This window comes from Mycobacterium sp. SMC-8 (assembly GCF_025263565.1).
Lineage (GTDB): Bacteria > Actinomycetota > Actinomycetes > Mycobacteriales > Mycobacteriaceae > Mycobacterium.
The window spans coordinates 6,587,684-6,609,524 of sequence record NZ_CP079865.1 but is presented as its reverse complement, the minus strand read 5'-3'; the positions used below and the strand labels follow the sequence as shown (position 1 = coordinate 6,609,524).

The window sequence follows — 21,841 nt, the reverse complement described above, 5'->3', positions numbered from 1 at the left end:
ACCGATGATCCATCCCCGCACCGGCGCCCCCGCCGACTTCCTGTTCACTCACCACGGGAAAAGACTGTCCCAGAACGCAATACGCGAAGAACTGAACCGGGCGGCCCAAGCTGCTGGCCTGGGGACACATCACACCGCATCAACTGCGACACACCTATGCCACTGCACTGATCAACGCTGGAGTATCGCTGCAGGCCCTCATGGCACTGCTGGGCCACGTCTCCTCCCAGATGAGTCTGCGATATGCCCACCCTCTTCGACCACACCGTACGCACCGAATACGAACGCGCCTTGGACCTGGCCAAAGGTCATATCGGAGCAGCACCTTACACCACCACCGCAGTCGGGTTGCCGCTGACCGATATCACCGGCGCCGGCTAGAAGAACACCCCGGCCATCAAATCCCGCCTGGCCGGCGGTTACTGCCTACGCGCACCCGCGCAAGGTTCCTGCCCGAATGACCACATCTTCGCACCCTGTCCCCGCTTTCACCCCGACGCCACCCCCCTCGCTCTCCTTGCCGCCCAACGCATCGACGCCCACGATCTGGCCGTAGACGCAGCAACACGGGGATGGATCAACGAAGCCGACCGCCACCGCAAGCTCGTCTCCCGACTCGGCGCGCTCATCACCGCAGCGGCATCCGCATGAACAGACACGCCCTGCTGCGCGTCGAACGGGTCTGCGCCAACCTCGCCACCGCGCCGGCCGGCCCATCACCTTCACCGCCGTCGCCGAGCACGCCCAGATCAGCCGCGCCACCACCTCTACCGCGACCGCCAGCTCCGCGCCATCGTCGACGAACGCCGCACCCGACAAACCGACGCCCGCACCCTCACCGGCCTGGCCACCGACGTCGCCCACCTACGCACCGCCGTCGAAGAAACACTCGCCGCACGCGTCAAACGCCACGACGAACAACTCCGCAAGCTCACCACACCACCCCGACAATGAACCTCTCCGCCACGCCAACACAGCTCCCTGAGCCCGCTGTTAGCCGGTCAAGCCTTCGACAACGCGCTGGCTGAGACGACCATCGGCCTGTACAAGAACGAATGTGTCCGGGCGGATTCCCCGTTTCGCCGCGGCCCGCACAGAACACCGTGGGCGACGTCGAGGCCATCCTCCGCCGACTACGTCGCCTGGAGTACAACCAGCAGCGCCTGATGCACCGCCTCGGACGCATTCCGCCGGCCGAAGCCGAAGCCCGCTACTATTCCCAACTCGTGACCGGTAGACCGGCCGGATCACAGAAACCTGAGGAGTACATGAAACCCGGGACGGTTCAAACTCCGTTTTTGCTGGAATAGACGCACCTTCTTCGGTGGGTGTTGGCTCCTTCCGAGAATGGTTGCGGAACGTCGCCATCGATCCAGGGGGCGACGTGCCTCTGGAAACGGTCGGAAATGGAGGAGCTGTTTCGGCTGCCAGAGCCGGCTACTTCCGACGTGCTGCCTCCGGGGTCGGCATTGGCGATGGCTCCTCCGCCACCCAAGACGATGAGGGGATCGGAGACATCGAGCCCACCCGCGGCCCACATGCCGCCAATTCGGCAACGTTCGTTGCCTGAACCCCCGGCCCCCGGCCCCACCGCTGTGTCCAGACCTTCTGCGTGGCTCTGGGAGGGGCCGATCAGGCCGATGGACTGTCGGCGAGGTGCTCCCTGCGCCGCGTAATTCGTCGACTTGTTCCACAAGATCGCGCTGCAGCCTGGGGCGACAGTCCAATCGCCCGTGCCGGCCGCCACACGGCGTACCCCGTCGTCACGCAGGCCGGCCAGCTTGGGGTCAACTCCTGTAGATCGAGCGCCCTCGCGTAGTAGGCGTCATCGGTGAAAAAATTCGGGTTTGATCCGAAAGAAGTTTGCCAACGCAGCCATTGTCGCGCCGGGACGGATTCGATCCGGTTTCCCGATCTCAGCTGCGACAGGTAAGGGGGCTGACATCGTCGAAGCCCTCTGCCTTCAGCGCTGCCACCACTTCGGCTGAGGTGTGCGGTCCCCGGCCTGGCGGATAAACCGTGTCGAACAGTCCGGTTCAATCGCTCTGCAAATGTAGTCATCATCCGCTCCCACCCCGTGAGAGCCTTCGAAGGTGGCGTGCTGTGCCCGCCAATTCAGGATAGATACTGGACCGGTAATCGCCACCTTATTGGCGAGTTCGGACGGCACTGAATTGAACCGCTGGCGCAGCACTCGACCCACTGGGCGTTTGCTCCGGTGACGCGTCCCGCATGCGTCCACCCCTCTTCCACGCGTTCGGGGACCCGTGCCGGCGACGAGCTATCGCCCTGTCCTGCAAGCGGTATGGGGTTGCTCAGCTGCGTGTATCCGCCGGCCATGGGCGGCGCCCGAAATGAATGCATCCGAATTCCCCTGGCTGAAAACACTTCTGGCCGCCCGCAGGGGAAACCCGAATTCGATCCCTTCTTCGCCGTGCGCAGGTGGCGCCCTCTATGCTCCGATCACCACCTCGGCGTCGACGGTGGTGACGCCCGAACGCTGGGACCGTCTCCAGCCGGCGGCGATGGCGCTCCTGAATTTGCCGCACCCACTGGCTGATGGCGAGATCTTCTGCGGCCTGCTCGACGCCACCGCTGAGCATGGCGACCTCCGTCGCACCGTGCAGGACGCGACCCGCAGGCGTTGCCGGCGTCTATCGCTGACCGTTCGGGCGTAGAGAGTATTTCCCTAGTTGAATACGCGGGTTCGATTCCCGTCGCCGTATGTACCCCATCGAAGGTGACGGCGTGGCGCAACGCTGCGCCGGCCGGCGTTTCGTGGGCGCCGCAGAACCCTTATGCCCGGTCATCCTGCGAGGACCAGCGACACGTGCGATTTTGGTCCTGACGGGCGCACGCGGTCGACGCGCGTCAGCCGAGCAGACTCCTGTTGGAACTCAATGACCCGGATCTAGGGGAGATTTCTTGTGACTTCTGCGGTAGGCCAGCCGGAAAACGCCGATCGTCGACCCTTCCCGAAACTCGTGCCGCACAGGTGTGGAAAGTGTTTTTGGCGTCTGGGGTGCTGGCGATCATCCTCGGCGTGCTGATGCTGGTGTGGCCGGGAAAGACCGTCCTCGTCGCCGCGGCGCTGTTCGGTGTGTCACTGCTTGTCGTCGGCCTTGGACAGCTGTTCATTGCGATGGCGGCGGACCTATCGGGTGGTGGTCGCGCACTCCTGTTCGTCAGCGGCGCCGTATCGGTAATTCTCGCGGTTCTGACCTTTCGGTACTTCGGCGAACCGTTCTCGATTCTGCTGTTCAGCATCTACATCGGTATCAGCTTCATCATCAGAGGGGTCGCGACGACGGTCGCGGCGATCAGCGGCACCGAAACGTCTGGACGTGCCTGGGATATCTTGTTCGGAATCGTGTCCGTGCTGGCCGGCATCGTCGTGCTGCTGCTGCCGTTCTCGTCGATCGTCCTTCTCGCCATGGTGACGGGCGCGTTCCTCGTTGCCCTCGGCCTGTTCGAGATCGTGTCCGCGTTCAATGCTCGCCGCGACCGCGCCAAGGTGCCGGTGAACGTGCGTACGGCAACGGCCACATGGCGCGAATACGCGGGTTCGGTTCCAGTCATCAGCTCTACTGGACCCACCTGTTGTCGTTGCATCGGTACTCGAAAACTGCTGGAGCACCGGGGTTCCCAGGAGACACGATGTCGACGATGGAGAAGCGGGCGACCGCCGTCGACAGTCGACGTGTCGACCCGGCCGCGCAGGGAGTGGGCGCTCGTGTCAAGCAGAAGCGCCCGGCCAAGTCCTGACCTCGCGCCATGTCCTCGCAGGCCCACAATCCACCCTGAGATCGGGCCTGAGGAGGGAAGCGGTTCACGTCCTTTGTGCCCAATGCTCATAGGCATGAGTAGCACCGACAACGCGCGGCGGGACCGCCTCGATGAGCGCTCCCTTCTTCTGGGCGCCGGGTTCAAGGAAGATGAACGTGAGCTGGTGCTCGACGAACTGTCCGCGCTGGGTCCGCACCTGGCCAGGTGGGATCCGAGCGAAGTCCAAGTCGAGGTGTCAGTGCGCGAGCGCGGCGGTAAAGAGCAGAGCGTAACGCTGCGCGCGTTTCTGCCGGGCTTCCCGCCGCTGGTGGCTGTTGGCCAGGACCGGGGTCTCATGCGGGCCCTCGCCGAAGCCAAGAGGGACCTGATCACTCAGATCGATCGGCACAAGACCGAGCGTGACCCCAAGAGCAATCGTCAGCTGCGGCGCGACACCATCCGCCACCCTGGGTTGAACGCCGGCGCGGGATCGTGAGTAAGCACAGCCGAGCGGCGACGCTGACGCCGGACGAGATCGCCCTTCTCGAGGCTGAGCTCGAAGAACTGAAGCGGCGCCGCGAGCGCGTGGCGGCCGACCTCGACAGCATCCGCGATACGGTCGGCGACCTCATCGACGCCGATGCGGCCAACCAGATCGCTCTCGCCGACCAGCTGGCCGCAATCGACGACCGGATAGCCGAAATCAACTGGCATCTGCACGGTGGGCCACCCGAGTCTGAGGTGCCCGGCGCGCTGCCGGACGGGACCGAGGTGACGGTGCGCTATCGAATGGGGAGCTCGACCGCCTGCGGGTGGTCGCCGTCGTCCGAGAGGTGCCGGTCGTGGACGAGCACGCGTTAACGCCGGACAGCCCGATGGGGCTCGCCCTGGCAGGCCATCAGCCAGGGGACGTCGTGACATACGAGACGCCGCAGGGACCACTGCAGGTCGAGCTGGTCGACATCCGGTATCCCGATTAACGGGCCTTGGCGCGCATTGGAGTGCCCCACCAGAGCCGAAAGACGCCGTGGATCTGAGCTGCACGCGCCTGTACTTCCCAAGTGGAGGCGTGCATCACACGCGGGCCGTCTTACAGAACTTCAAGCGGGGTCGGCCGGGTAGGTGGAGGAACGCTCGGTCGAGGTCTCGCAGGTCGTTGCGGGTCAGCTCGATGTCTCGGGCGGCGGCGTTTTGCCTGACGTGGGAGGGAGTTCGGGCGCGTGGGATAGCGGCGACCCCGTCGTGCTGCAACACCCACGCCAGCACGATCTGTGCCGGAGTGGCGTTGTGCCGCTGCGCAATCGGTCGCAGCGCCGGGTTGGCGAGCAGCCGGCCTTGCTCGATTGGCGAATAGGCCATCGTCAATATCCGATGTTGGGACAGCCACGGTATCAGCGCGTACTCCGGGCCGCGGCGGGTCAGGTTATAGAGAATCTGATTCGTCTCGACCTCATTACCACCTGGGACGCCCGACAATTCGATCATGTCGTCGATATCGAGATTGCTCACGCCCCAGTGGCGGATCATCCCGTGGAGCTTCAAGTCGGCGAAGCCTTCAATAGTTTCGATCAGCGGGATGCTACCGCGCCAGTGCAGCAGGTAAAGATCAATGTAGTCAACGCCGAGCCTGCCCCGAGGCTTTGCGCAGCGCACGCGCGCACGGTGCCCAATCGGGTTGCGTGGTGCGGTAGTACCTTGTCGACAAGAAATACTTCATTGCGCCGTCCCGCGATCGCCTCGCCGACCAAGACTTCCGCCGCGCCGTTGCCGTACATCTCGGCGGTGTCGATCACCGTCATTCCCAAGTCGATTCCAAGCCGGATCGCGGTGATCTCCTCGGCCCGGTACCCCGGACTTTCGGCAAAATGCCAGGTGCCCTGACCGAGGGCGACGATCTTCTCGCCGGAGCGCAACGATACCGAGCGAGGTGAGTTCATCCTCCAATCGCCTTTCTGACACCCCTGTTGGCGGGAAGGCCACGGGTCCGCCGGACTGCCCCAATTCTGCAGGCGGCATCACGCACTGCACTTCGACCTCACAGGGCACAACTGCGCCACACATGTGGTTTTTACGGGTCCAAGCGCCATCGGTCGATGATGAACTCCCACAGTTCACTTCAGCTGCGATACCACTGACCGGTGGCAGTGATGGCCGGGAGCCGCCTGGATCGCTTGCCACGCAATGCATTCATTGAAATAAGAAACAAAAAGACACATGTTCAGCTGGACCTTTCACCGATCTTGGAGAGGAATTTCACGCTATTTCAACAGGATTGATGTGATCTTGGAAATTGCTCGTTATGTTCTGGGCTGTCATCGTCGATCACAGAAGGGGGGCGCCATGACCTTTCTTGCCCCGTTGGTCACCGCAAGCGTGGCGCTGGTGGGGGCCGGAGTCATCACAGTCACGCCGGTCACTCCGACGACAGCGCAAATGAGGGCTGCTGGTGAGCAGGTGCGTCTCACCGCCGCGACCACGACAGACTCCTGCGGCGAAACCGCCGTGGCGCTCTGCGATCCGTCCGGCTCCGCGCAGGGCCCCATGCTCGGCGCCGCTGCCCAAGCGACCACGAGCATCTTCAACATCCCGGCGAATCTGTTCATCGCGCTGGCCAACGTCCCCTACAACTTCTTCAATGCCCTGGGTCAGGGCGACGTGAATCTTGGAGACCTGCCGAACAGCGGGTTCAGCTTCGTCAATTCTCGTAACGGCATCGACCTCAACCAAACCGGCGTGGTCGGTCTGACGGCCGACCTCGAGTACGGCGGCAGCTGGTGGGTATACCACCCCTTCAATGTGCTCGGCAGCGATGCGGCGGACGTCGCGCGTTATCAATCGCTGGTCAACGTACTGCTGCCGTTTCCCGCGTTGTCGGTGGGGCTCGGCAACATCCTTACGGCGGTGGCCGCTTCGCAACTCCCGATGAACGTCGGGTGCACCGGCACCAACCTCGGGGCCTGTGAGCGTATCGATCAGATCCTGTCGACGATGTTCGACCTGCGCCACATCGTCGCACTCGTCTCGCCGGGCGGCTACACCTTCCCGCAGGTGAAGAATCCGATCACCTGCAGCGCGGACGGGTTGTGCGACATCAAGGATCCGAACGGCGTGACCGAGCCGTGGTCGCGGCAGACCCAGGAACTCAACATCTTCACGCCGTTCGAGAACTTCTACGACTCGCTCACCCAGACACCAGATTTCAGCCAGATCAGATTCCCCACCGTGACGATGATCGTGAACACGATCGTCAACTTCATCCGGGGGCTGAACACCGCGTTCAATCCTTTCGTGCGCGGGACCCAGTGCGGTTTGTGCGCACTGTTCGTGCCGATCCCTGCGGACGAAACCCGCCCGGGATCGACCAATCCCGGCACGCTGATTCCGGGTAGGCCCGGCACCGGTATGCCCGGCACAGAGGATGCGACGACCGAGCCGACGGTCGCGCGTGGGACGGCGACCGACGAGGGCTGGTCGTCGGACACCGACGAGATCTACACGGGGGAGAGGGGGGACGGTGCGGGGGTCGATTCTCCGTGGCCGCGCCATGCGCAGCCGTGGAGGTCGGCACAGGGACTGGAAGCGGTGTCGAGTCCCGAGGAGTCCATCCCAGGTGACGGCGACGTGAATGTGCCGGCTCCGCGCGCCGACGACGTGCAGAGGGGTCACGTCGACGGCGGCAGAGGCCTGGGCGCCGAGAGCGGTGGCGGCGCCGAAGACCGCGCCGATACGGAAGGCTCAGCTGATACCCAGCAAGACCACGCCGGCACGCAAGACGACGCCGAGACCCAAGACCACGCCGGCGATGACGGCGGTGGAGACGCCAAAGGCGGTAGCGATGCCAAAGGGCATGCGGGCAAAGGGGATTCAGGATCTCATCGGGCGGGTCACCGAGACGCTGCATGATCCGATATCAGTCGGCGGCCAGCGCCAGCACCTCGTCGAAACCCGCTCGCAGGCACTCGGTGAACAGCGCGATGTCGGGGATCGCCCCGCTGTCGACATCGATGCCGATCGCGCAGGTGTCGACGTAGGTCAGCAGGGTGACGTTGACCGCCGAGCCGATCGTGGGCCCGAACGCGTACTGCACCCGCACGTTCGCCCCACCGAGTTGGACGGGCACCGGTATCCCGGGCACGTCGCTGGCCAGGAAGTCGACGTGCCGCAGGATGGTGCCGATGTACCACCGCGGCACCCGGTTCAGGAAACCGGCGATCAGTTGCGTGTGTGGCAGCGACTTCTCGTGACGGACCCGCTCGGTGCGCTCGTGGATCTGCCGGATCCGTTCCGCCGGGTCGGCCACATCAGCCGGAATGTCGAACCGCATCAACGTGATCCGGTTCCCGCCAGGGGCGTCACGCTCGGTGCGGAGGCTGATCGGCATCGTCAGGTGCAGCGACCCCACACCGACGTCGTGCTTCTCGTGGTAGCGCCGTAACCCGCCGGCCACCCCGGCGACGAACGCGTCGTTGAGCGCGCCTCCGCCCCGGTGCGCGGCGTCGCGCAGCGCGGCTTTCGGCACCTCGAGCACGTCGAGCCTGCGGATCAGGCTGCGCCGTGTCATCAGCGGTGATCCGGTGGCGTTGACCGGCCGTACGGTCCGGTACACCGACGTCGCCAGCCCCGCTGCCGAGGCCACCGTCCGCAGCGGGCTGCGCACACCGTCGACGATCAGCCTCGGCGCCGCGGCCAGCACACCGATCACCGCGCTTCCGACGACCCCGAGGCCGTACCGTGCGGCATCCCGGTAGTCGTCGAGCGGGGATCGGCGCGGAGGAGGCGGCGACTCGGCGTCCGCCGACGAGGGTTCGGGGGAGAGGCCGAACAGGGCCATCGCGATCTGCACCCCGCCCACGCCGTCGGACAGTGCGTGATGGAAAACGCACAGCACGGCGGCCTCGCCGTCGGGCAGTCCTTCGATCAGGGTGATCTTCCACAGCGGACGGGCCCGGTCGAAGTCCTCCATCTGCGCCAGGCGGGCGAGTTCCAGCACGTCAGCGAACGATCCGTCGGCCGGCGCGGCCACTCTGCGCATATGGAAATCCAGATCGAAGTCGGCGCAGTCCTGCCATCGCGGCGGCGCCGGGGGCGGCGACTCGACGACGGTCTGCCGCAGCATCGGCAGGTCGTGGCTGAGCCGTTCGACGCGGTCGCGGACCTCCGCCCAGTCCGGCACCCGGTCCAGCATCAGCACGGTCACCACCGTCGACCTCAGTCGCGGATCGCTCTCCATCGACCAGGTGAATGCGTCGCTGCTTCGCATGAATTCGCTCATGATGTGCTCCCGTTGATCACGGTAGAACGCAATGCGGCCCCGCCACAGCGGTGTAGCGCGGATCGGGGTCTTTGTGCTCTACGGGAGGCGACTGAGGTCCCCTGCCGCACAGGGGAGATCGGCACCGGACCTATCGTGGGGTGATGAGTGTCGAAACGCCGCCCGACCGTACCGGGGCCCCGACCACCGTCACCCGCGAACCAGGACGCTTCGTGATCGAGGTGGAGGGTCGCACAGTGGGGCTCGCCGACTACCACGACCGTGACGGCCGACGGGTCTTCCCGCACACCGAGGTGCTGCCGCAGTTCCAAGGCCGGGGTCTGGCAACGATTCTCGTCGCGGAGGCGCTGCGGGTCACCAAGTCCGAGGGGCTGCGCATCGTGCCGACCTGCTGGATGGTGGCCGAATACATCGACCGGCACCCGGAGTACGCCGCCCTGACCGATCGCGGGTGACCAGCTACCCGAACATGGTTTGGGGCCGGTCGGTGCGGTCGATCGAGAACCTTGTCGCCTCCTCGGTCGGGGAAATGCGTGCTCCACCCGATTCTGCGCGCGAGGATGGAGGACCGGGCCAGCTCGGAGAAAGGGGTCTCGACCGGTGCATCCAGACGCGTCGCCCACCCGCATCGCCATTCTGGGCGCCGTAGCGGTCATCGGCGGTCTGATCGTCGGGCTCGTCGGCGGGGCGTTCCGCTGGTGCCTGCAGACCGCCGAAGCCGTCCGGTCGGATCTTCTCGAGTGGGCGCAGCAGCTTCCCGGACCGGGCTGGCTCGTACCGGTGTCCGCGGTGGCCGCCTGCGCCGCCCTGGCCGCGCTGATCGTGCGCTGGGAACCGATGGCGATCGGCAGCGGGATCCCGCACGTCGAGGCGGTTTTCCTCGGTCGGGCGCCCGCGCCGCGCCTGCAGGTCGTCCTCGCGCGCTTCGTCGGCGGTGTGCTGGCCATCGGTTCGGGACTCGTCCTCGGCCGCGAGGGCCCCACCGTCCACATGGGGGCGGCGATCGGCGCCGAGGCGGCGCGGCGGACCCGGCTGCCCGACGACGAGGCCCGCACGATGCAGGTGGCGTTGAGCGGCGCCGGCCTGGCGGTCGCGTTCACCGCGCCGATCGCCGGTGTGCTGTTCGCCCTCGAAGAGGTGACCAAATCGTGGCGGCCGCAGATCGTGCTGGCCTCGGTCCTCGCGGCGGCCGCGGCGGTCGGGGCGTCCCAGACGGTGTTGGGGGACGGCCCCGACTTCCAGGTCGAACCGCTCGATGCGCCCGACATCGCTTGGCTTCCGGTCTTTCTCGTGTTCGGCGTCGGGACGGGACTGCTCGCAGCGGTGTACAACCGGGCGGTGCTGTGGGCGCTGGACCATCTCGGCGCCGTCCGTCGGATGCCGGCCCCGGCGACGGCCGCGGCTATCGGCGCCGCGGTCGGGCTGCTGCTGTGGTCGGCGCCGTTGACCGTGGGCGACGGCGACACGCTGACCCAGATGCTGCTCGACGGGCATGACCTCGTCCTGCTCGCGGTCGCCGGGCTGCTTCTGGCCCGGTTCCTGACCGGCCCGGTGTGCTACTCGGCAGCGGTGCCCGGCGGGCTGTTCGCGCCGCTGCTCGCGGTGGGCGCGCTGTGGGGAACGCTGTTTTTCGGTTGCTTCGACGCGGTATGGCCCGAGGACACAACGCATCTCGCGGTCCCGCTGGTGCTCTCCGGAATGGCGGCGTTCTTCGGTGCGACCGTACGTGCGCCGCTGACCGGGCTGGTGATCGTGATGGAGATGACGGCGACGACGTCGGCGGCGGTGCCCATGATGGTCGCGACCGCCGCGGCGGTGACCGTCGCGAAGATGGTGGGGTCCCGTCCGATCTATGACGACCTGCGTGAGCGGATGAAACCGGGTCAGTTCTCGTCCGGAATCTGACGGTAGGTCTGGCCGCGCGCGGGCGCGTCCGGATCGTCATCCTGGTGGTTCAGCTTGTCCTGCAGGTCACGCTGCTCTTCGGTGACCTCGGTGGCGTCCTTCGGGTTGGCGGCGCTGTCGGGTTCCATGATGCACGGGTTGTCCCGATCGGCCCGGGCGCAAACCCGGTGCGTCCGCGGCGCTGGGATGCGGGCAGCCAGCTAGCCGCGCGCGGTGCCGGTCGCGTCGGCAGCGTAGAAGACCCATGCTGTGAGCCAGACCGTGGCCGCGGTGACCGCCAGCGCGCCCGGCACGTGCAGGGCCAGCGTCGTTGCCTCGCCGATCGCAGCCTGCACGAACGTGAACACGAACAACGCCCCGGCCAGGACGGCGGCCCACCATCCCGTCTTGCGGTCGAGGGCCAGACCCGTCAGGCCCACCAGCAGCCCACCCGAGGTGACGTGCAGCGCGATGGCCCCGGCGCCGTGCAAGTCCTCGAACCGGTGATACTGGACGATTTCACCGGCGGTCACGAACATCATGACGACCACGCCGAGGGTGAGCACGGCGAAAACACGCGCCGCGCGCAGCCACGGTGACGACGGACGGCGGTCGGCTGGCGGCATGTCTGTCCTCCGGGACGTCGGGCCATGGGCACTCCAGTAAAGCGCGCGAAGCTGGCAAAAAGGATGTATCACGGCCGTTGCGGGCCGGAAATACCCCGCGGGAACGTTCCTGACATGACTGAGATCGCACGCTACGCCGCCGAAATTCTGTGGGACGGGCTCGGAAGGCGGGACTTTCTGCGCGCCGTCGCCGCCGTCGGAGCCGGGGCGGGTGTCGCCGGGGTGGCGGCCTGTTCGACGGGCTCGTCGGCCACCTCGTCGACCGATGAGAGCTTCACCGTTCTGCAGCCTGGGCAGGGGGAGCCGACCGGCGACCACTATCTGCCATCGGTCCCGGACCAGGTGCTGTGGGGGTACGTACCGACCGTGCACGCCTCGCCGGTGCTGCAGATGACCTCGGGGCAGACGGTCACCATCGACGCGGTCAGCCACGAGGGCATCCTCGAAGACCAGGGCCGCGATCCCGTGGAGTACTTCGGTGCCCGGGGTGTCGCCGATTCGGAGGTGCTGCAGGACGCGATCGCGATCGCCGCCGACTACAGCCGCACCCCGCGCAACTTCGACAAGGACGGGCCGCACGTGGTCACCGGTCCGGTGTTCGTCGAGGGCGCAGAGCCCGGCGACGTGCTGAAAATCGAGATATTGGAAGCTGTTCCGCGCGTTCCCTACGGCGTGGTGTCGAGCCGTCACGGCAAGGGAGCACTCGCACGCACCGCCGACCAGGGTGCGCCGGCCGGTATCACCCTCGCCGAGGTGATGCCGCCGGTGGACACCGACGGCAGGCCGAGCCCGGATCCGCAGCGCTACGGCAACGTCTCCACGTTCACCGCTGTCGAAGACGGACACGGGGTCATGAGCTACGGCGCGTCCCGGGTGCGTTTCCCGTTGCGTCCCTTCATGGGAATGATGGGAGTGGCGTACTCGCAGGACACCGACCCGACCGCGGCGTCGGCCAATTCCATTCCGCCGACGGTCGGCGGCGGCAACATCGATATCCGTCTGCTCGGGGAAGGCGCCACGTTCTACCTGCCGGTGTTCGCCGAAGGGGCGTTGTTCTACGTCGGGGACCCGCACATGGCGATGGGGGACGGGGAGGTCGCGTTGACGGCGATGGAGGGTTCGCTGCGCGGCACCTACCGGCTGTCGGTGTGCAAGCCCGGCTCCGGTGACGCCCCGTCGGTGGCCTACCGGTACCCGTTCGGCGAGACCGCTGACGCGTGGGTTCCCATCGGTCTGTCGGATCCGGACGGTTCGGTGGGCGGCCAGGGCAGTGACCTCGACGTCGCGATGCGGCGGGCGGTGGTCAACGCCCTCGACTTCCTGCAGACCGACCAGGGCATGGACCGTGCCACGGCTTACGCGTACCTCTCTGCCGCAGCTGACTTTTCGGTATCACAGGTGGTCGATCGGACCGTCGGAGTGCACGGACAGGTCTACAAGTCTCACTTCACGCAGGCCTGAGCCGGCTGGTGAATCGGGAACCCTCTCCATTGAAGTGAGGGTGCCCAAACTTTCGCGCTGGGTAACCCAAACTTATTGTGCGAGAGCATGTTTCGACTGCCACGGGTTGCGAGGTATGTGGTGGGCTGTGTACGGTGGCAGAAGCGAAGGGGAGTAGCCCCCAAATCGGCAATCGACATACTGGCTGCGCGACGTGCTGCGCGGCCCGGTTGTCCGGACCGGTCTGTACGGCCGGTGGGCGAGACCTTCGGCCGTACAGACCGTTCGGTCTGCCGGCCGGAGGCGTTTTTTCTCCGAGCGGCAGACCTCGAACTCCGAGGAGTTGTGGTGCTCGCCGCTGCGCTGTTGAGCTTCGCCGTCATCTTCGTCGCCGAGTTGGGGGACAAGACCCAACTGGTGGCGATGATGTTCGCCTTGCGGTACCGGTGGTGGGTGGTGTTGTCCGCCATCACCGTCGCCACCGCCGTCGTGCACGTGCTCTCGGTCGCGATCGGCCACTACCTGGGCGCCGCGCTGCCGACGCACCTGCTGGGACTCATCGCCGGCGCGATGTTCGTGTTCTTCGGCTTGTGGACGCTGCGCGGCGACAGCCTGTCCGACGACGAGACCTCACGCGCGGACAAGGCCACCGCACCTGCGTTCTTCGTGGTCACCTCGGCCTTCGTACTCGCCGAACTCGGTGACAAGACGATGCTGGCGACCGTGACGCTGGCGGCCGACCGTGACTGGCTCGGCGTGTGGATCGGGTCGACCCTGGGCATGGTCGCCGCCGACGGCCTGGCCATCGCGGTCGGCGCGGTGGCCGGCAAGCACCTTCCTGAGCGGTTCATCCAGGTCACCGCGGCGGCGCTGTTCCTGGTGTTCGGCTTCTCCATGCTGCTGGAGAATCTGTGGCCGTCGCTGTCGACGGTCGCCATCGCGGCCCTCGCCGTGGCGCTCGTGGCGGCCTTCGGTGCGACCCTGTGGGCATTGCCCGAGCGGCTCCGGCCTGCGGTGTTAAGGACGTCGCCGGCGCGGTTGCCCTCCCCGGCCGAGGCCGGGGAGGAGTCCGATGTCGGCGCGGGTTCGGCAACCTCAGATCGGCACGACTGACCGGATTGCGATCTGGTCGGTCTCGCAGTGTCGGCAGGTCAGCGGGCGCACCTTGAGCCGGATGTTGGCGATCCGCAGCGCGCGACGGCACATCGGGTAGGGGCATCCGCACGACAGCGTGACCCACCATTGCGCCGGGTGGGCGAGCGGGCCGCAGAACTTGCGGCAGGTGCACAGGATCTCGGGGTCGAAATCCAGTTCCGCCAGCGACGGCTCGAGCAGTGTGGTCACGGCCCCCAAGGCTAAAGTGATGGTCGAGACTTTTGCGGGAGGCGCGCGCGAAGAACTGCGCTGAGCCGTCTCCGTTGGCGGCGTCTCAACGCGTGCCGCTGACATGGGCGCCCGCATCGGCCGGCAACCGCAGCGTCTCGACGAGGGTGAGCGCAAGTAGCGCGCCAAGCGCGACGAAAGCCCACGAGAACGACGCCAGCACCGTCAGGAGCAGCGCGGCCACCGCGATGCCGAGGCCGGCCGCCACTTCCTGCACCGTGGCGTTGAGCGTGTTCGCGTGAGTGAGCTCGTCGCCGTCGACATCGGCGAACGCCAGGCTGTTGTATGCGGTGAACCCGATCGACCGCAGCGCGCCGCTGACATACAGGGCGACCGCGATCACCACGACGGGGGTGTCCGGTCGCAACGCCGCCAGCACCGCGAACCACGCCACCGAGACCAGACCGTTGACCAGCAGCACACGCTTGATGCCGAACCGGCGCATCAACGGCGTGGTGATCGGCTTGATCGTCAGGTTGCCGACGAACAGCGCGGCCACCATCAATCCCGCGGTGAACGCCGACCAGCCGAACTCCAGCTGGAACAGCAGCGGCAGCAGGAACGGCACCGCGGTGATCACCAGGCGATACAGCGAGCCGCCCGATACCGTGATGCGCAACGTCCGCACCCGCAGCACGGACAGCCGCATCAGCGGCGCCGGCGAGCGGCGCAGGTGCCAGAGCGCGGCGGCCAGCAGAACGACCGCGACCGTGCCGCCGACTCCGACCAGCACCCAGTCGGTGCCGCTGACCCGGACATGCTCCAGGGCCAGCAGCGCCGCCGCGATGCCCGTGCCGAGAAACAGCAGCCCCCGCCAGTCGAACGGCCGTACCTCTGCTGTCGGGCCGCCGCGGATCAGCTTGAGCGCCAACAAGAATCCGACGATCCCGATCGGGATGTTGATCAGGAAGATCCAACGCCAGGACCCGTAGGTCGCGATCGCCCCGCCGAGTGCGGGTGCGACCACCGGCGCGGTCAGCGCCGGCCAGGTCAGCAGTGCGATCGCGCGCACCAGATCGGTCTTTTCGCTGTAACGCAACACCGCCAGCCGGCCGACAGGGACCATCATCGCGCCGCCGACCCCTGCAGGACCCGCATCGCCACGAGCATCGGCAGCGAGACGCTCAGCGCGCATCCCGCCGAGGCCAGCGTGAAAATGACGATCGCGCAGAGGAACACGGCCCGGATGCCGAATCGGTCGGCCGCCCACCCGGTGGCCGGGATCAGGACCGCGACGGTCAGCAGGTAGGCCGAAACGGCGATGTTGACATCGACGGGGGCCACGTCGAAGCTCGCCGCGATGGCCGGGATGGCGGTCGCGATGATCGTCGCGTCCAGGATCTCCATGAACATGGCACCGGCCACGAGCAGCGCCATGCCGCGGGGGAACGACGATCGGGACGGGGGCGCCGAAGACACGGGATCCAAACCTAGACGGGCACCGTGTGTAGCGCCCGCCGGGCTCGGATCAGCCGGCGCAGTCCAGCGTCACATTCACCTTCTGCTTGGGCGTAACCGTGAACACGTTGACGTCGTCGTCGTCGACCGGGAACTGCTGGTTGGCGATCGGCAGGCTGCGCACGCTGATCACCGTGCACTGGTCGAGCGGGGCGCTGCCGACGCGGCTGACCCGCACGTCATAGCCCTGGGACCGCAGCTGGTTGATCGTCGAGGTCGCGGTGTCGGCCTGGGCCGGCGCGGCCAGGGTCAACGCGGCACCGAGCGGCAGCAGGGCCGCGGCAAGTAACTTCGTCATCGTGCAACTCCTTGTGTGAGGGCGTCACCGGCGTGGCCAGGACATCGAGTGACACCATCGTCGCGACGCGTGCCGTGCAACGCTTGGAGTCCGGATGGAGATTCCATGGAGATCCCGGGCAGTTTCGGCGTACCGCTGCCTAGAGCACCTTGGACAGGAAGTCCCGCAGCCGTGGATGCTCGCGGGTCAGATCCCTGTCGATGCCCACGAGTTGGCCACCGGCGTCCTGGAATTCGACGGGCGCGAAGGTGGTGTCGGTGGCGATGACGTAGTTGGGGTCCTGCGCCGCCGCCGTCCCCGGGGTCAGCAGGCCCACCCCGAGAAGGGTTGCCAGCGCGGTCAGTACGAGTGTGGCGAGCCGACATCGGCCGGAGGTGGCTCGATCGCCTTCGGTGTGACGTGACGGTGTGGCGCGCATGCTGGCTCCCCGCGTAGGTCCCTGTGCAGGGTCACGCTAACGGCGGCCAGTGCGTCCCGCGGGGGATCGGGAAGTTCAGCCGGTGATGGCGCGGGCGCCGACGGACGGTAGGCGCTGATCGCCGCAATTGTTCGTTCTGCGGATGACTTCGCTAACCTGTGTGAGGTTGTCATACGTAAGACACCGCTCCGGGTTCAGACTGCAGCCTCCCGAGATCATCTGCGACCGCTCTTCGGCCGCATTTATGAGACGAGGCTTGAGGACGTGCAGCAATTCAGCGAACAGCAGGTCGACGATATCGCGGTGGTCGCCGCGGTCGGCGCTGTCGACATGCTCACCGCGCCGCAACTGCAGGCGGTGATCGCCGCGGCGCTGGCGCGCAGGCCGTCGGGCCTGATCGTCGACCTGACCGACGTGGACTTTCTGGGGTCGGCGGGCATGCAGGTCCTGATGGTCACGCGCAAGCAGGTCGACGGTTCGGTCGAGTTCGCCGTCGTCGCCGACGGACCGGCCACCAGTCGCCCGCTCCAGATCACCGGGGTGGCCGACTACGTCGATCTCTTCTCGACGCTCGACGTCGCCGTGGCGCACGTCAAAGCTAGGTCGCCTGTCTGTCGTGCTGACCGGCAGGTTTGACATTTTGGCGCCTGGGGAACAGACGCTTCGCCCAGCGGTAGCCCCGCAGAAAAAAAGGAGTGTCTGGTGAGCGATCACAATTCTGGTCCGGAAGAAGCCGTCAAGGGCGTCGTCGAAGGCGTCAAGGGCAAGGCCAAAGAGGTCGTCGGCGTCGTCACGGGCCGGGATGACCTGCAACGCGAGGGCCAGGCCCAGCAGGACAAGGCCGACGCACAGCGCGAGGCCGCACAGAAGGAAGCCGAGGCCGAGAGTGCCCGCGCGGCCGCCAAGGCCAACGAGGAGCGGCAAAAAGCCGAACAGTCGTAACCGTCACGCAGGTAGATTGTCCTGCGATGACCGCTACCTCCATCCGCAGCAGGTCAGCCGACAGTCGGAGCTTCGCAATCGCGTCGACGTCGCTGACCTTCACCTGGCGTGAGGAGGGCGTGGGGGCCGACAGAAAGGCCACGGTAGCGGTGTGCGGCGAAGTGGACGCGGCCAACGCCAAACACTTCGCCCACACCGTGCGCGAAGTCAGCGCCGGCAGCGCTGCCGTGGTGCTCGATCTCACCGACGTGAATTTCATGGCCTTCGACGGCGCCTCGGCGCTGTACGCCATCAGCGCCCATCTGGCTCGCGAAGAAGTGACCTGGTGCGTCGTCGCCGGGCCGGCAGTGGCACGCGTGCTCGAACTCTGTGATCCCGAGGGTCTGATCCCGGCAACAACGATCCCGTCGGTGCGCGCCGCCAAACCTGCCTGACGCTTTTCCAGCGAACACGACGGCGCAGCCTTCGCAGACGCGTGCTGCCGCCCAGGTGCGGAGTTCTCCACAGCCGTTATCCACATTGTGGTTTTGCTGCGATGTGCCGCTGTGATCTCGCGCTCACTTTCCGGGGCAAAGCTAAGAAATTGTTACGAACATGTTTTGTGCCGATTTTCCCGGTGGGCTTGCTGCCTCCGTTCAGGCACTGTTCAGCTGCGGTTTCGGCTTTGCTGTTTCGAAGTAACGAATTCATAACGCAACGTTTCTTAAGCGAGCCCTGAGAGCTTCGGCGCTCCCTGTGACGAAGCGCGAATTCGTCGGGGTCGATACCGAATTTCCGTCGCTACACTCGACTCAGGCGGCGCCCGTTCGGGCGCCTTGACACGGAATCTAGAGCTTGGCAGACGTCGTGCCGGCGGAGGTACCACAACACATGGCAAACTTTTCGGTGCTGATGAGGCGCTTGATGTCCAAGGGTAAAACCGAGTCGAATGTGACAGATGCGCCGTCGGCGGCGGCAGGGACACGCGGGACCGACGGGACAGCGAAAGGCGATGTGGTGCTGGAGCACCGCCTCACGCCGAACCTGGGCCCCATCGGCGACATCGCCGCGGCTCAGGGCATTGTCGTCGTGGCCAATGCCGCCGACGCCAGCGTGTCGCTGATCGACAACACCACCCTCAACGTGGTCGCCACCGTCGCGGTCGACGGTGAGCCGACCGCGGTGGCCGTGTCCGACGACCGGGCCTTCGTCGGCGTCACCTCCGGCAGCTTCGACGCGGTCAAGGTGATCGACCTGGACAGCCGCGCCGTCGTCGCTACCTACCCGGTGGCCTTCGGGGTCACCGCGCTGACGGCCGGTTCCGGCGGTAAGCGGGTTTATGCCGGTCGCGGTGCGCAGGACCGCATCGACGTCGCGGTCATCGACGTCACCGCTGAGCGGGTCGGCACCATCGGCATCGGATCCGGTCCGGCCGCCAACGTGGACGCGCTCTGCGCCGACCCGAACGGCAAGCGGCTGTACGTCGCCGTCACCGACGCGGTCGGCAGCCGCGTGATCGTCGTCGACACCGAAACCTCGCAGGTGCATCGGGTGGTGCCTGTCGGCGCACCGATCCGCGACATCGCCTACGCCGGGGGAGCGGTCTACGTGCTCACCTCGGACCGAGTGGTCGGCGGCGCCGTCCACATCCTCGATCTGGGCGCGATGCGGATCACCGATCGGGTGACCGTGGGTGGTGCCCCCACGCAGTTGTCGATGAGCGCCGACCAGACCCGCGCATACATCGTGGATTACGACCGTGTCGCGGTGCTGTGCACGCTCAGCCTCGACGTCGTCGACGCGCTGACGGTCGACGCCAGGCCGTCGTGCGTCGCTCAGGGCGCCGACAGTTCGCGCCTCTACGTCGCCGACTACTCCGGCGCGGTGAGCGTGTACTCGGTCGAGTCCTCGATCGAGACGCTGTACTCGCAGTTCCTGGCGACCGATCAGATCGCGGTGGGCGCCCCGCGCCGGCTGCAGGCAGCCCCCGCCTGACGGCGTCACTCGAGTTCACCGCCACTGATAGCGGGTTTTCGGTCGCCCGGCCTTTCCATAGTCGGTGTGGCGGCTGACCGTTCCCTCGTCGGTGAGCCGCTCGAGGTAACGCCAGGCCGTCACCCGCGACACCCCCACCTGCCTGGCCACCTCATCGGCGGTCACACCGTGGGTGGAATCGCGTACGGCACGGGCGATCTCGTCGTTCGTGCCCGCTGCCGCCCCTTTCGGTGCCACCGACCGGTCCGGGTTGACCCGTAGCTCGGCCAGCGCCCGGTCGACCTCGGCCTGGCTGGCGGCATCGGTACCGGCAGGCAGCGCTTCGCGGTAGCGCCGGTACCTCTCGAGTCGTTCGCGGAACGCGGCGAAGGTGAACGGCTTCAACAGGTACGCCAGCGCGCCGTGACCGACCGCGGCGCGCACCATCTCCAGATCGCGCTCTGAGGTAATCGTGATGATGTCCGGCGCCGGCCGCAGGCCGGCCAGCGCCGACGCGAGCGCGATCCCGTTGGCGTCCGGCAGCCCGATGTCGAGCAGCACCAGGTCGATCGGGGCGTCCGACGCTGCCGCCTCGGAGGCCGCCCGCATCGCATCGCGCGCCGTGTGCGCCACTGCCGCCACCGAAAACCCCTGCAGCCGCAGCAGATAAGTCCGGTGCGCCTCGGCGATCAACGGTTCGTCCTCGACGATCAACACCGTGATCACGGGCGATTCACCGTCACCGTCACCACCGAACCGTAGGTCACATCCGCGGTGAGCTGCCCGCCGTGGCGTTTGACCACCTGGGCCACCAACGCCAGCCCCAGCCCGTGCCTGCCGTCGTCGTCACCGGACTTCGTCGAGTAACCCCTCTGCATCGCCTTCTCGAAGGTGCCGGCGTCCATGCCCTCCCCGCTGTCGGCCACCCGGATCAGCAGCCGTTCGTCGTTCTGCTGCACGGTGACCTCCACCCAAGGGTCGTCCGGATCGCAGGCATCCATCGCGTTGTCGATGAGGTTGCCCGCCACGGTCACCATCTCCTGGCCTGTCAAGAGCAGATCTTCGGTGTCCGAAGGCAATTCGGAATCCTCGGTCACGGTCAACTCGATACCGCGTTCGTCGGCCTGGGCTGTCTTGCCCAGCAACAGCGCCACCAGGGCCGGCTCGCCGACCGCATCCGAGAGCCTGTCGACGAGTTGCTGGGACAGCTCGAGTTCGGCGGTGGCGAACCGGACGGCTTCCTCGGTGCGTTCCATCTCCACCATGGTGACGACGGTGTGCAGTTTGTTGGCCGCCTCGTGGGCCTGAGACCGCAGCGAGTCGGTCAGCACCTTCAGCGAGTTGAGTTCGCCCAGCGCGCCCTGCAACTCGGTGCGGTCACGGATGGTGACCACTTCCGACGAACCGGCATCGGACCGCACCCGCGACCGATTGACCACCAGCACGCGGTCGTCGGTCACGTGAACCTCATCGCGGGCGCCGGGGTTGTAGGTGCGCAGGAACTCGGGCAGGTCGTCGGCGGCGACCTCCCCGGCCGGCAACGACAGCAGTCGGCGCGCCTCGTCGTTGACCACCGCCACGCCGGAGCGGTCGAGCACGATCAGTCCCTCGGACACCGAGTGCAGGATCGCGTCGTGGTGGTCGTACATGACGCGCAGTTCGTCGGGGCGCAGTCCGTGCGTCTGGCGCAGCAGCCGCCGGCGGATGCCCCACACGCCCAGCAGTGAAACCGCAAGCGCGGCAAGGCTGACGGCCGCGATGACGGGCAGCTGCGACTGCCAGCGCTCGGCGAGGCTCTGCTGCAGGATGCCTGCGGCGACCAGGCCGATGACGCGGCCGTCGCCGTCGTAGACCGGGGCCACCGCACGGATGGACGAACCCAGCGTGCCGGTGTACACCTCGGTGAACGTCTCGCCCTGCAGTGCGGGTTCGATGGTGCCCAGATAGGCGCCGCCGATCTGGGACGGATCGGTGTGGGTGAAGCGGGTGCGATCGGGCGCCATGATCGTGATGAACGCGATGTCGGTCTGTCTGCGCACCAGCTCGGTGACCGGTTGCAGCATCTCGGTGGCCCGCCCGGACTCGATGGCCTCGGCCGTCGACGGTGAGTCGGCCAGTGCGGTCGCGATCCCGACCACCTGCTCCTGCGCCGCGGCGTCGCCGTCGCGGCGGGCGTCCAGCGCGGCCAGTGCGCTGCCGGCCAGCACGATCACCGCGATGACCAGGATCTGCAACGCGATGGCCTGGCCCGCCAACGACCGCGGCCACGGGGGTCGGGATGGCGGCCGGATCCGTCCCATCGCCTGCCTCCCGTGAACGTAATGAACTAAAACGTGACCTGGCTCACGTCCTCGCAGAGCATCCTTGCAGACCTTTTGCACACAGCGACCCCGGAGGACAGT

Annotated in this window: 24 protein-coding genes and 5 pseudogenes; 16 read left to right on the top strand and 13 right to left on the bottom strand. The window is 66.8% G+C overall.

What is annotated here, in order from left to right:
- Positions 1-110: 110 nt before the first annotated feature.
- A pseudogene (locus KXD97_RS33230) lies at positions 111-194 on the top strand (hypothetical protein); the annotation flags it as partial.
- Between the two features lie 49 nt (positions 195-243).
- Entirely contained in the window at positions 244-381 is a 138-nt protein-coding gene (locus tag KXD97_RS31760) for a hypothetical protein (protein ID WP_260754937.1), read from the top strand.
- 45 nt (positions 382-426) lie between these two features.
- Here KXD97_RS31760 and KXD97_RS31755 read toward each other — a convergent pair whose 3' ends face one another.
- Positions 427-864: a hypothetical protein gene (locus KXD97_RS31755; protein WP_260754936.1), complete on the bottom strand. Its 438-nt coding sequence runs from the start codon at positions 862-864 to the stop codon at positions 427-429.
- A gap of 135 nt (positions 865-999) precedes the next feature.
- On the opposite strand from KXD97_RS31755, the pseudogene KXD97_RS31750 reads away from it, so the two are divergent.
- Positions 1,000-1,310: pseudogene (locus KXD97_RS31750) on the top strand (IS3 family transposase); the annotation flags it as partial.
- 322 nt (positions 1,311-1,632) lie between these two features.
- Here the strand turns inward: KXD97_RS31750 and KXD97_RS31745 are convergent.
- A pseudogene (locus KXD97_RS31745) lies at positions 1,633-2,064 on the bottom strand (transcriptional regulator).
- A gap of 290 nt (positions 2,065-2,354) precedes the next feature.
- Between KXD97_RS31745 and KXD97_RS31740 the strand changes: the two are divergent.
- The 4 genes and pseudogenes from KXD97_RS31740 (at position 2,355) to KXD97_RS33430 (ending at position 4,745) form a co-directional block, all read left to right on the top strand.
- Positions 2,355-2,678, top strand: a complete 324-nt coding sequence (locus tag KXD97_RS31740; RefSeq protein ID WP_260754935.1) for a hypothetical protein — start codon at positions 2,355-2,357, stop codon at positions 2,676-2,678.
- Positions 2,679-2,984: 306 nt separating this feature from the next.
- A pseudogene (locus KXD97_RS31735) lies at positions 2,985-3,502 on the top strand (HdeD family acid-resistance protein); the annotation flags it as partial.
- A 755-nt stretch (positions 3,503-4,257) separates the two neighbouring features.
- Entirely contained in the window at positions 4,258-4,626 is a 369-nt protein-coding gene (locus KXD97_RS31730; protein ID WP_260754934.1) for a hypothetical protein, read from the top strand.
- A gap of 14 nt (positions 4,627-4,640) precedes the next feature.
- Entirely contained in the window at positions 4,641-4,745 is a 105-nt protein-coding gene (locus KXD97_RS33430; protein WP_396885559.1) for a GreA/GreB family elongation factor, read from the top strand.
- Positions 4,746-4,839: 94 nt separating this feature from the next.
- Here the strand turns inward: KXD97_RS33430 and KXD97_RS31725 are convergent, their stop codons facing one another.
- Together KXD97_RS31725 and KXD97_RS31720 are read right to left on the bottom strand one after the other, a co-directional pair.
- Positions 4,840-5,418, bottom strand: coding sequence for an aldo/keto reductase (locus KXD97_RS31725; RefSeq protein WP_260754933.1), 579 nt, complete (start codon positions 5,416-5,418; stop codon positions 4,840-4,842).
- Entirely contained in the window at positions 5,334-5,678 is a 345-nt protein-coding gene (locus KXD97_RS31720; protein WP_260754932.1) for an aldo/keto reductase, read from the bottom strand. Before KXD97_RS31720 ends, KXD97_RS31725 begins: the two co-directional genes overlap by 85 nt.
- 301 nt (positions 5,679-5,979) lie before the next feature.
- Between KXD97_RS31720 and KXD97_RS31715 the strand changes: the two genes are divergently transcribed.
- A complete protein-coding gene (locus KXD97_RS31715; protein WP_260754931.1) occupies positions 5,980-7,668 on the top strand; it encodes a hypothetical protein in 1,689 nt (562 codons plus the stop codon).
- Positions 7,669-7,675: 7 nt separating this feature from the next.
- On the opposite strand, the gene KXD97_RS31710 is transcribed toward KXD97_RS31715, so the two are convergent.
- Positions 7,676-9,037, bottom strand: coding sequence for a wax ester/triacylglycerol synthase domain-containing protein (locus tag KXD97_RS31710; RefSeq protein ID WP_260754930.1), 1,362 nt, complete (start codon positions 9,035-9,037; stop codon positions 7,676-7,678).
- 143 nt (positions 9,038-9,180) lie between these two features.
- Between KXD97_RS31710 and KXD97_RS31705 the strand changes: the two genes are divergently transcribed.
- Together KXD97_RS31705 and KXD97_RS31700 are read left to right on the top strand one after the other, a co-directional pair.
- Positions 9,181-9,492 (top strand): GNAT family N-acetyltransferase, encoded by a 312-nt coding sequence (locus KXD97_RS31705; protein WP_260754929.1) that lies wholly within the window; start codon positions 9,181-9,183, stop codon positions 9,490-9,492.
- Between the two features lie 145 nt (positions 9,493-9,637).
- Positions 9,638-10,942 (top strand): ClC family H(+)/Cl(-) exchange transporter, encoded by a 1,305-nt coding sequence (locus KXD97_RS31700; RefSeq protein ID WP_260754928.1) that lies wholly within the window; start codon positions 9,638-9,640, stop codon positions 10,940-10,942.
- On the opposite strand, the gene KXD97_RS31695 is transcribed toward KXD97_RS31700, so the two are convergent.
- Both KXD97_RS31695 and KXD97_RS31690 read right to left on the bottom strand, forming a co-directional pair.
- Entirely contained in the window at positions 10,921-11,070 is a 150-nt protein-coding gene (locus tag KXD97_RS31695; RefSeq protein ID WP_260754927.1) for a hypothetical protein, read from the bottom strand. The two genes, KXD97_RS31700 and KXD97_RS31695, sit on opposite strands and share 22 nt — an antisense overlap.
- A 72-nt stretch (positions 11,071-11,142) precedes the next feature.
- Positions 11,143-11,547, bottom strand: a complete 405-nt coding sequence (locus KXD97_RS31690) for a hypothetical protein (protein WP_260754926.1) — start codon at positions 11,545-11,547, stop codon at positions 11,143-11,145.
- Positions 11,548-11,661: 114 nt separating this feature from the next.
- Here KXD97_RS31690 and KXD97_RS31685 point away from each other — a divergent pair, with 114 nt between their 5' ends.
- Together KXD97_RS31685 and KXD97_RS31680 are read left to right on the top strand one after the other, a co-directional pair.
- The gene (locus KXD97_RS31685; protein WP_260754925.1) at positions 11,662-13,008 is read left to right on the top strand and encodes an acetamidase/formamidase family protein; all 1,347 of its coding nucleotides are present in this window, start codon (positions 11,662-11,664) and stop codon (positions 13,006-13,008) included.
- A gap of 327 nt (positions 13,009-13,335) precedes the next feature.
- Positions 13,336-14,100, top strand: a complete 765-nt coding sequence (locus KXD97_RS31680; RefSeq protein ID WP_260754924.1) for a TMEM165/GDT1 family protein — start codon at positions 13,336-13,338, stop codon at positions 14,098-14,100.
- Here KXD97_RS31680 and KXD97_RS31675 read toward each other — a convergent pair.
- From KXD97_RS31675 to KXD97_RS31660, 4 genes and pseudogenes are all read right to left on the bottom strand, one after another.
- The gene (locus KXD97_RS31675) at positions 14,083-14,331 is read right to left on the bottom strand and encodes a hypothetical protein (protein WP_231750823.1); all 249 of its coding nucleotides are present in this window, start codon (positions 14,329-14,331) and stop codon (positions 14,083-14,085) included. The two genes, KXD97_RS31680 and KXD97_RS31675, sit on opposite strands and share 18 nt — an antisense overlap.
- 85 nt (positions 14,332-14,416) lie before the next feature.
- Positions 14,417-15,747: pseudogene (locus KXD97_RS31670) on the bottom strand (MFS transporter).
- A 91-nt stretch (positions 15,748-15,838) separates the two neighbouring features.
- Complete coding sequence (locus KXD97_RS31665) at positions 15,839-16,126, bottom strand: hypothetical protein (RefSeq protein ID WP_260754923.1); 288 nt, start codon at positions 16,124-16,126, stop codon at positions 15,839-15,841.
- A gap of 139 nt (positions 16,127-16,265) precedes the next feature.
- Positions 16,266-16,544, bottom strand: a complete 279-nt coding sequence (locus KXD97_RS31660; protein ID WP_396884632.1) for a hypothetical protein — start codon at positions 16,542-16,544, stop codon at positions 16,266-16,268.
- Between the two features lie 264 nt (positions 16,545-16,808).
- Between KXD97_RS31660 and KXD97_RS31655 the strand changes: the two genes are divergently transcribed.
- The 4 genes from KXD97_RS31655 to KXD97_RS31640 all read left to right on the top strand — a co-directional run bounded on the left by KXD97_RS31655 (position 16,809) and on the right by KXD97_RS31640 (position 19,460).
- Complete coding sequence (locus KXD97_RS31655) at positions 16,809-17,180, top strand: STAS domain-containing protein (RefSeq protein ID WP_260754922.1); 372 nt, start codon at positions 16,809-16,811, stop codon at positions 17,178-17,180.
- Between the two features lie 66 nt (positions 17,181-17,246).
- Positions 17,247-17,486: a CsbD family protein gene (locus KXD97_RS31650; RefSeq protein WP_260754921.1), complete on the top strand. Its 240-nt coding sequence runs from the start codon at positions 17,247-17,249 to the stop codon at positions 17,484-17,486.
- A 26-nt stretch (positions 17,487-17,512) separates the two neighbouring features.
- Entirely contained in the window at positions 17,513-17,920 is a 408-nt protein-coding gene (locus KXD97_RS31645; RefSeq protein ID WP_260754920.1) for an STAS domain-containing protein, read from the top strand.
- Positions 17,921-18,389: 469 nt separating this feature from the next.
- Positions 18,390-19,460 carry a hypothetical protein gene (locus KXD97_RS31640; protein ID WP_260754919.1) on the top strand — a complete coding sequence of 357 codons (1,071 nt, stop codon included), beginning with the start codon at positions 18,390-18,392 and terminating at the stop codon, positions 19,458-19,460.
- A gap of 15 nt (positions 19,461-19,475) precedes the next feature.
- Here KXD97_RS31640 and KXD97_RS31635 read toward each other — a convergent pair whose 3' ends face one another.
- Together KXD97_RS31635 and KXD97_RS31630 are read right to left on the bottom strand one after the other, a co-directional pair.
- On the bottom strand, positions 19,476-20,165 hold the full coding sequence (locus KXD97_RS31635; protein ID WP_260754918.1) for a response regulator: 690 nt from the start codon (positions 20,163-20,165) through the stop codon (positions 19,476-19,478).
- Complete coding sequence (locus KXD97_RS31630) at positions 20,162-21,739, bottom strand: ATP-binding protein (protein ID WP_260754917.1); 1,578 nt, start codon at positions 21,737-21,739, stop codon at positions 20,162-20,164. The genes KXD97_RS31635 and KXD97_RS31630 overlap by 4 nt, the downstream gene beginning before the upstream one ends.
- Positions 21,740-21,841: the final 102 nt, after the last annotated feature.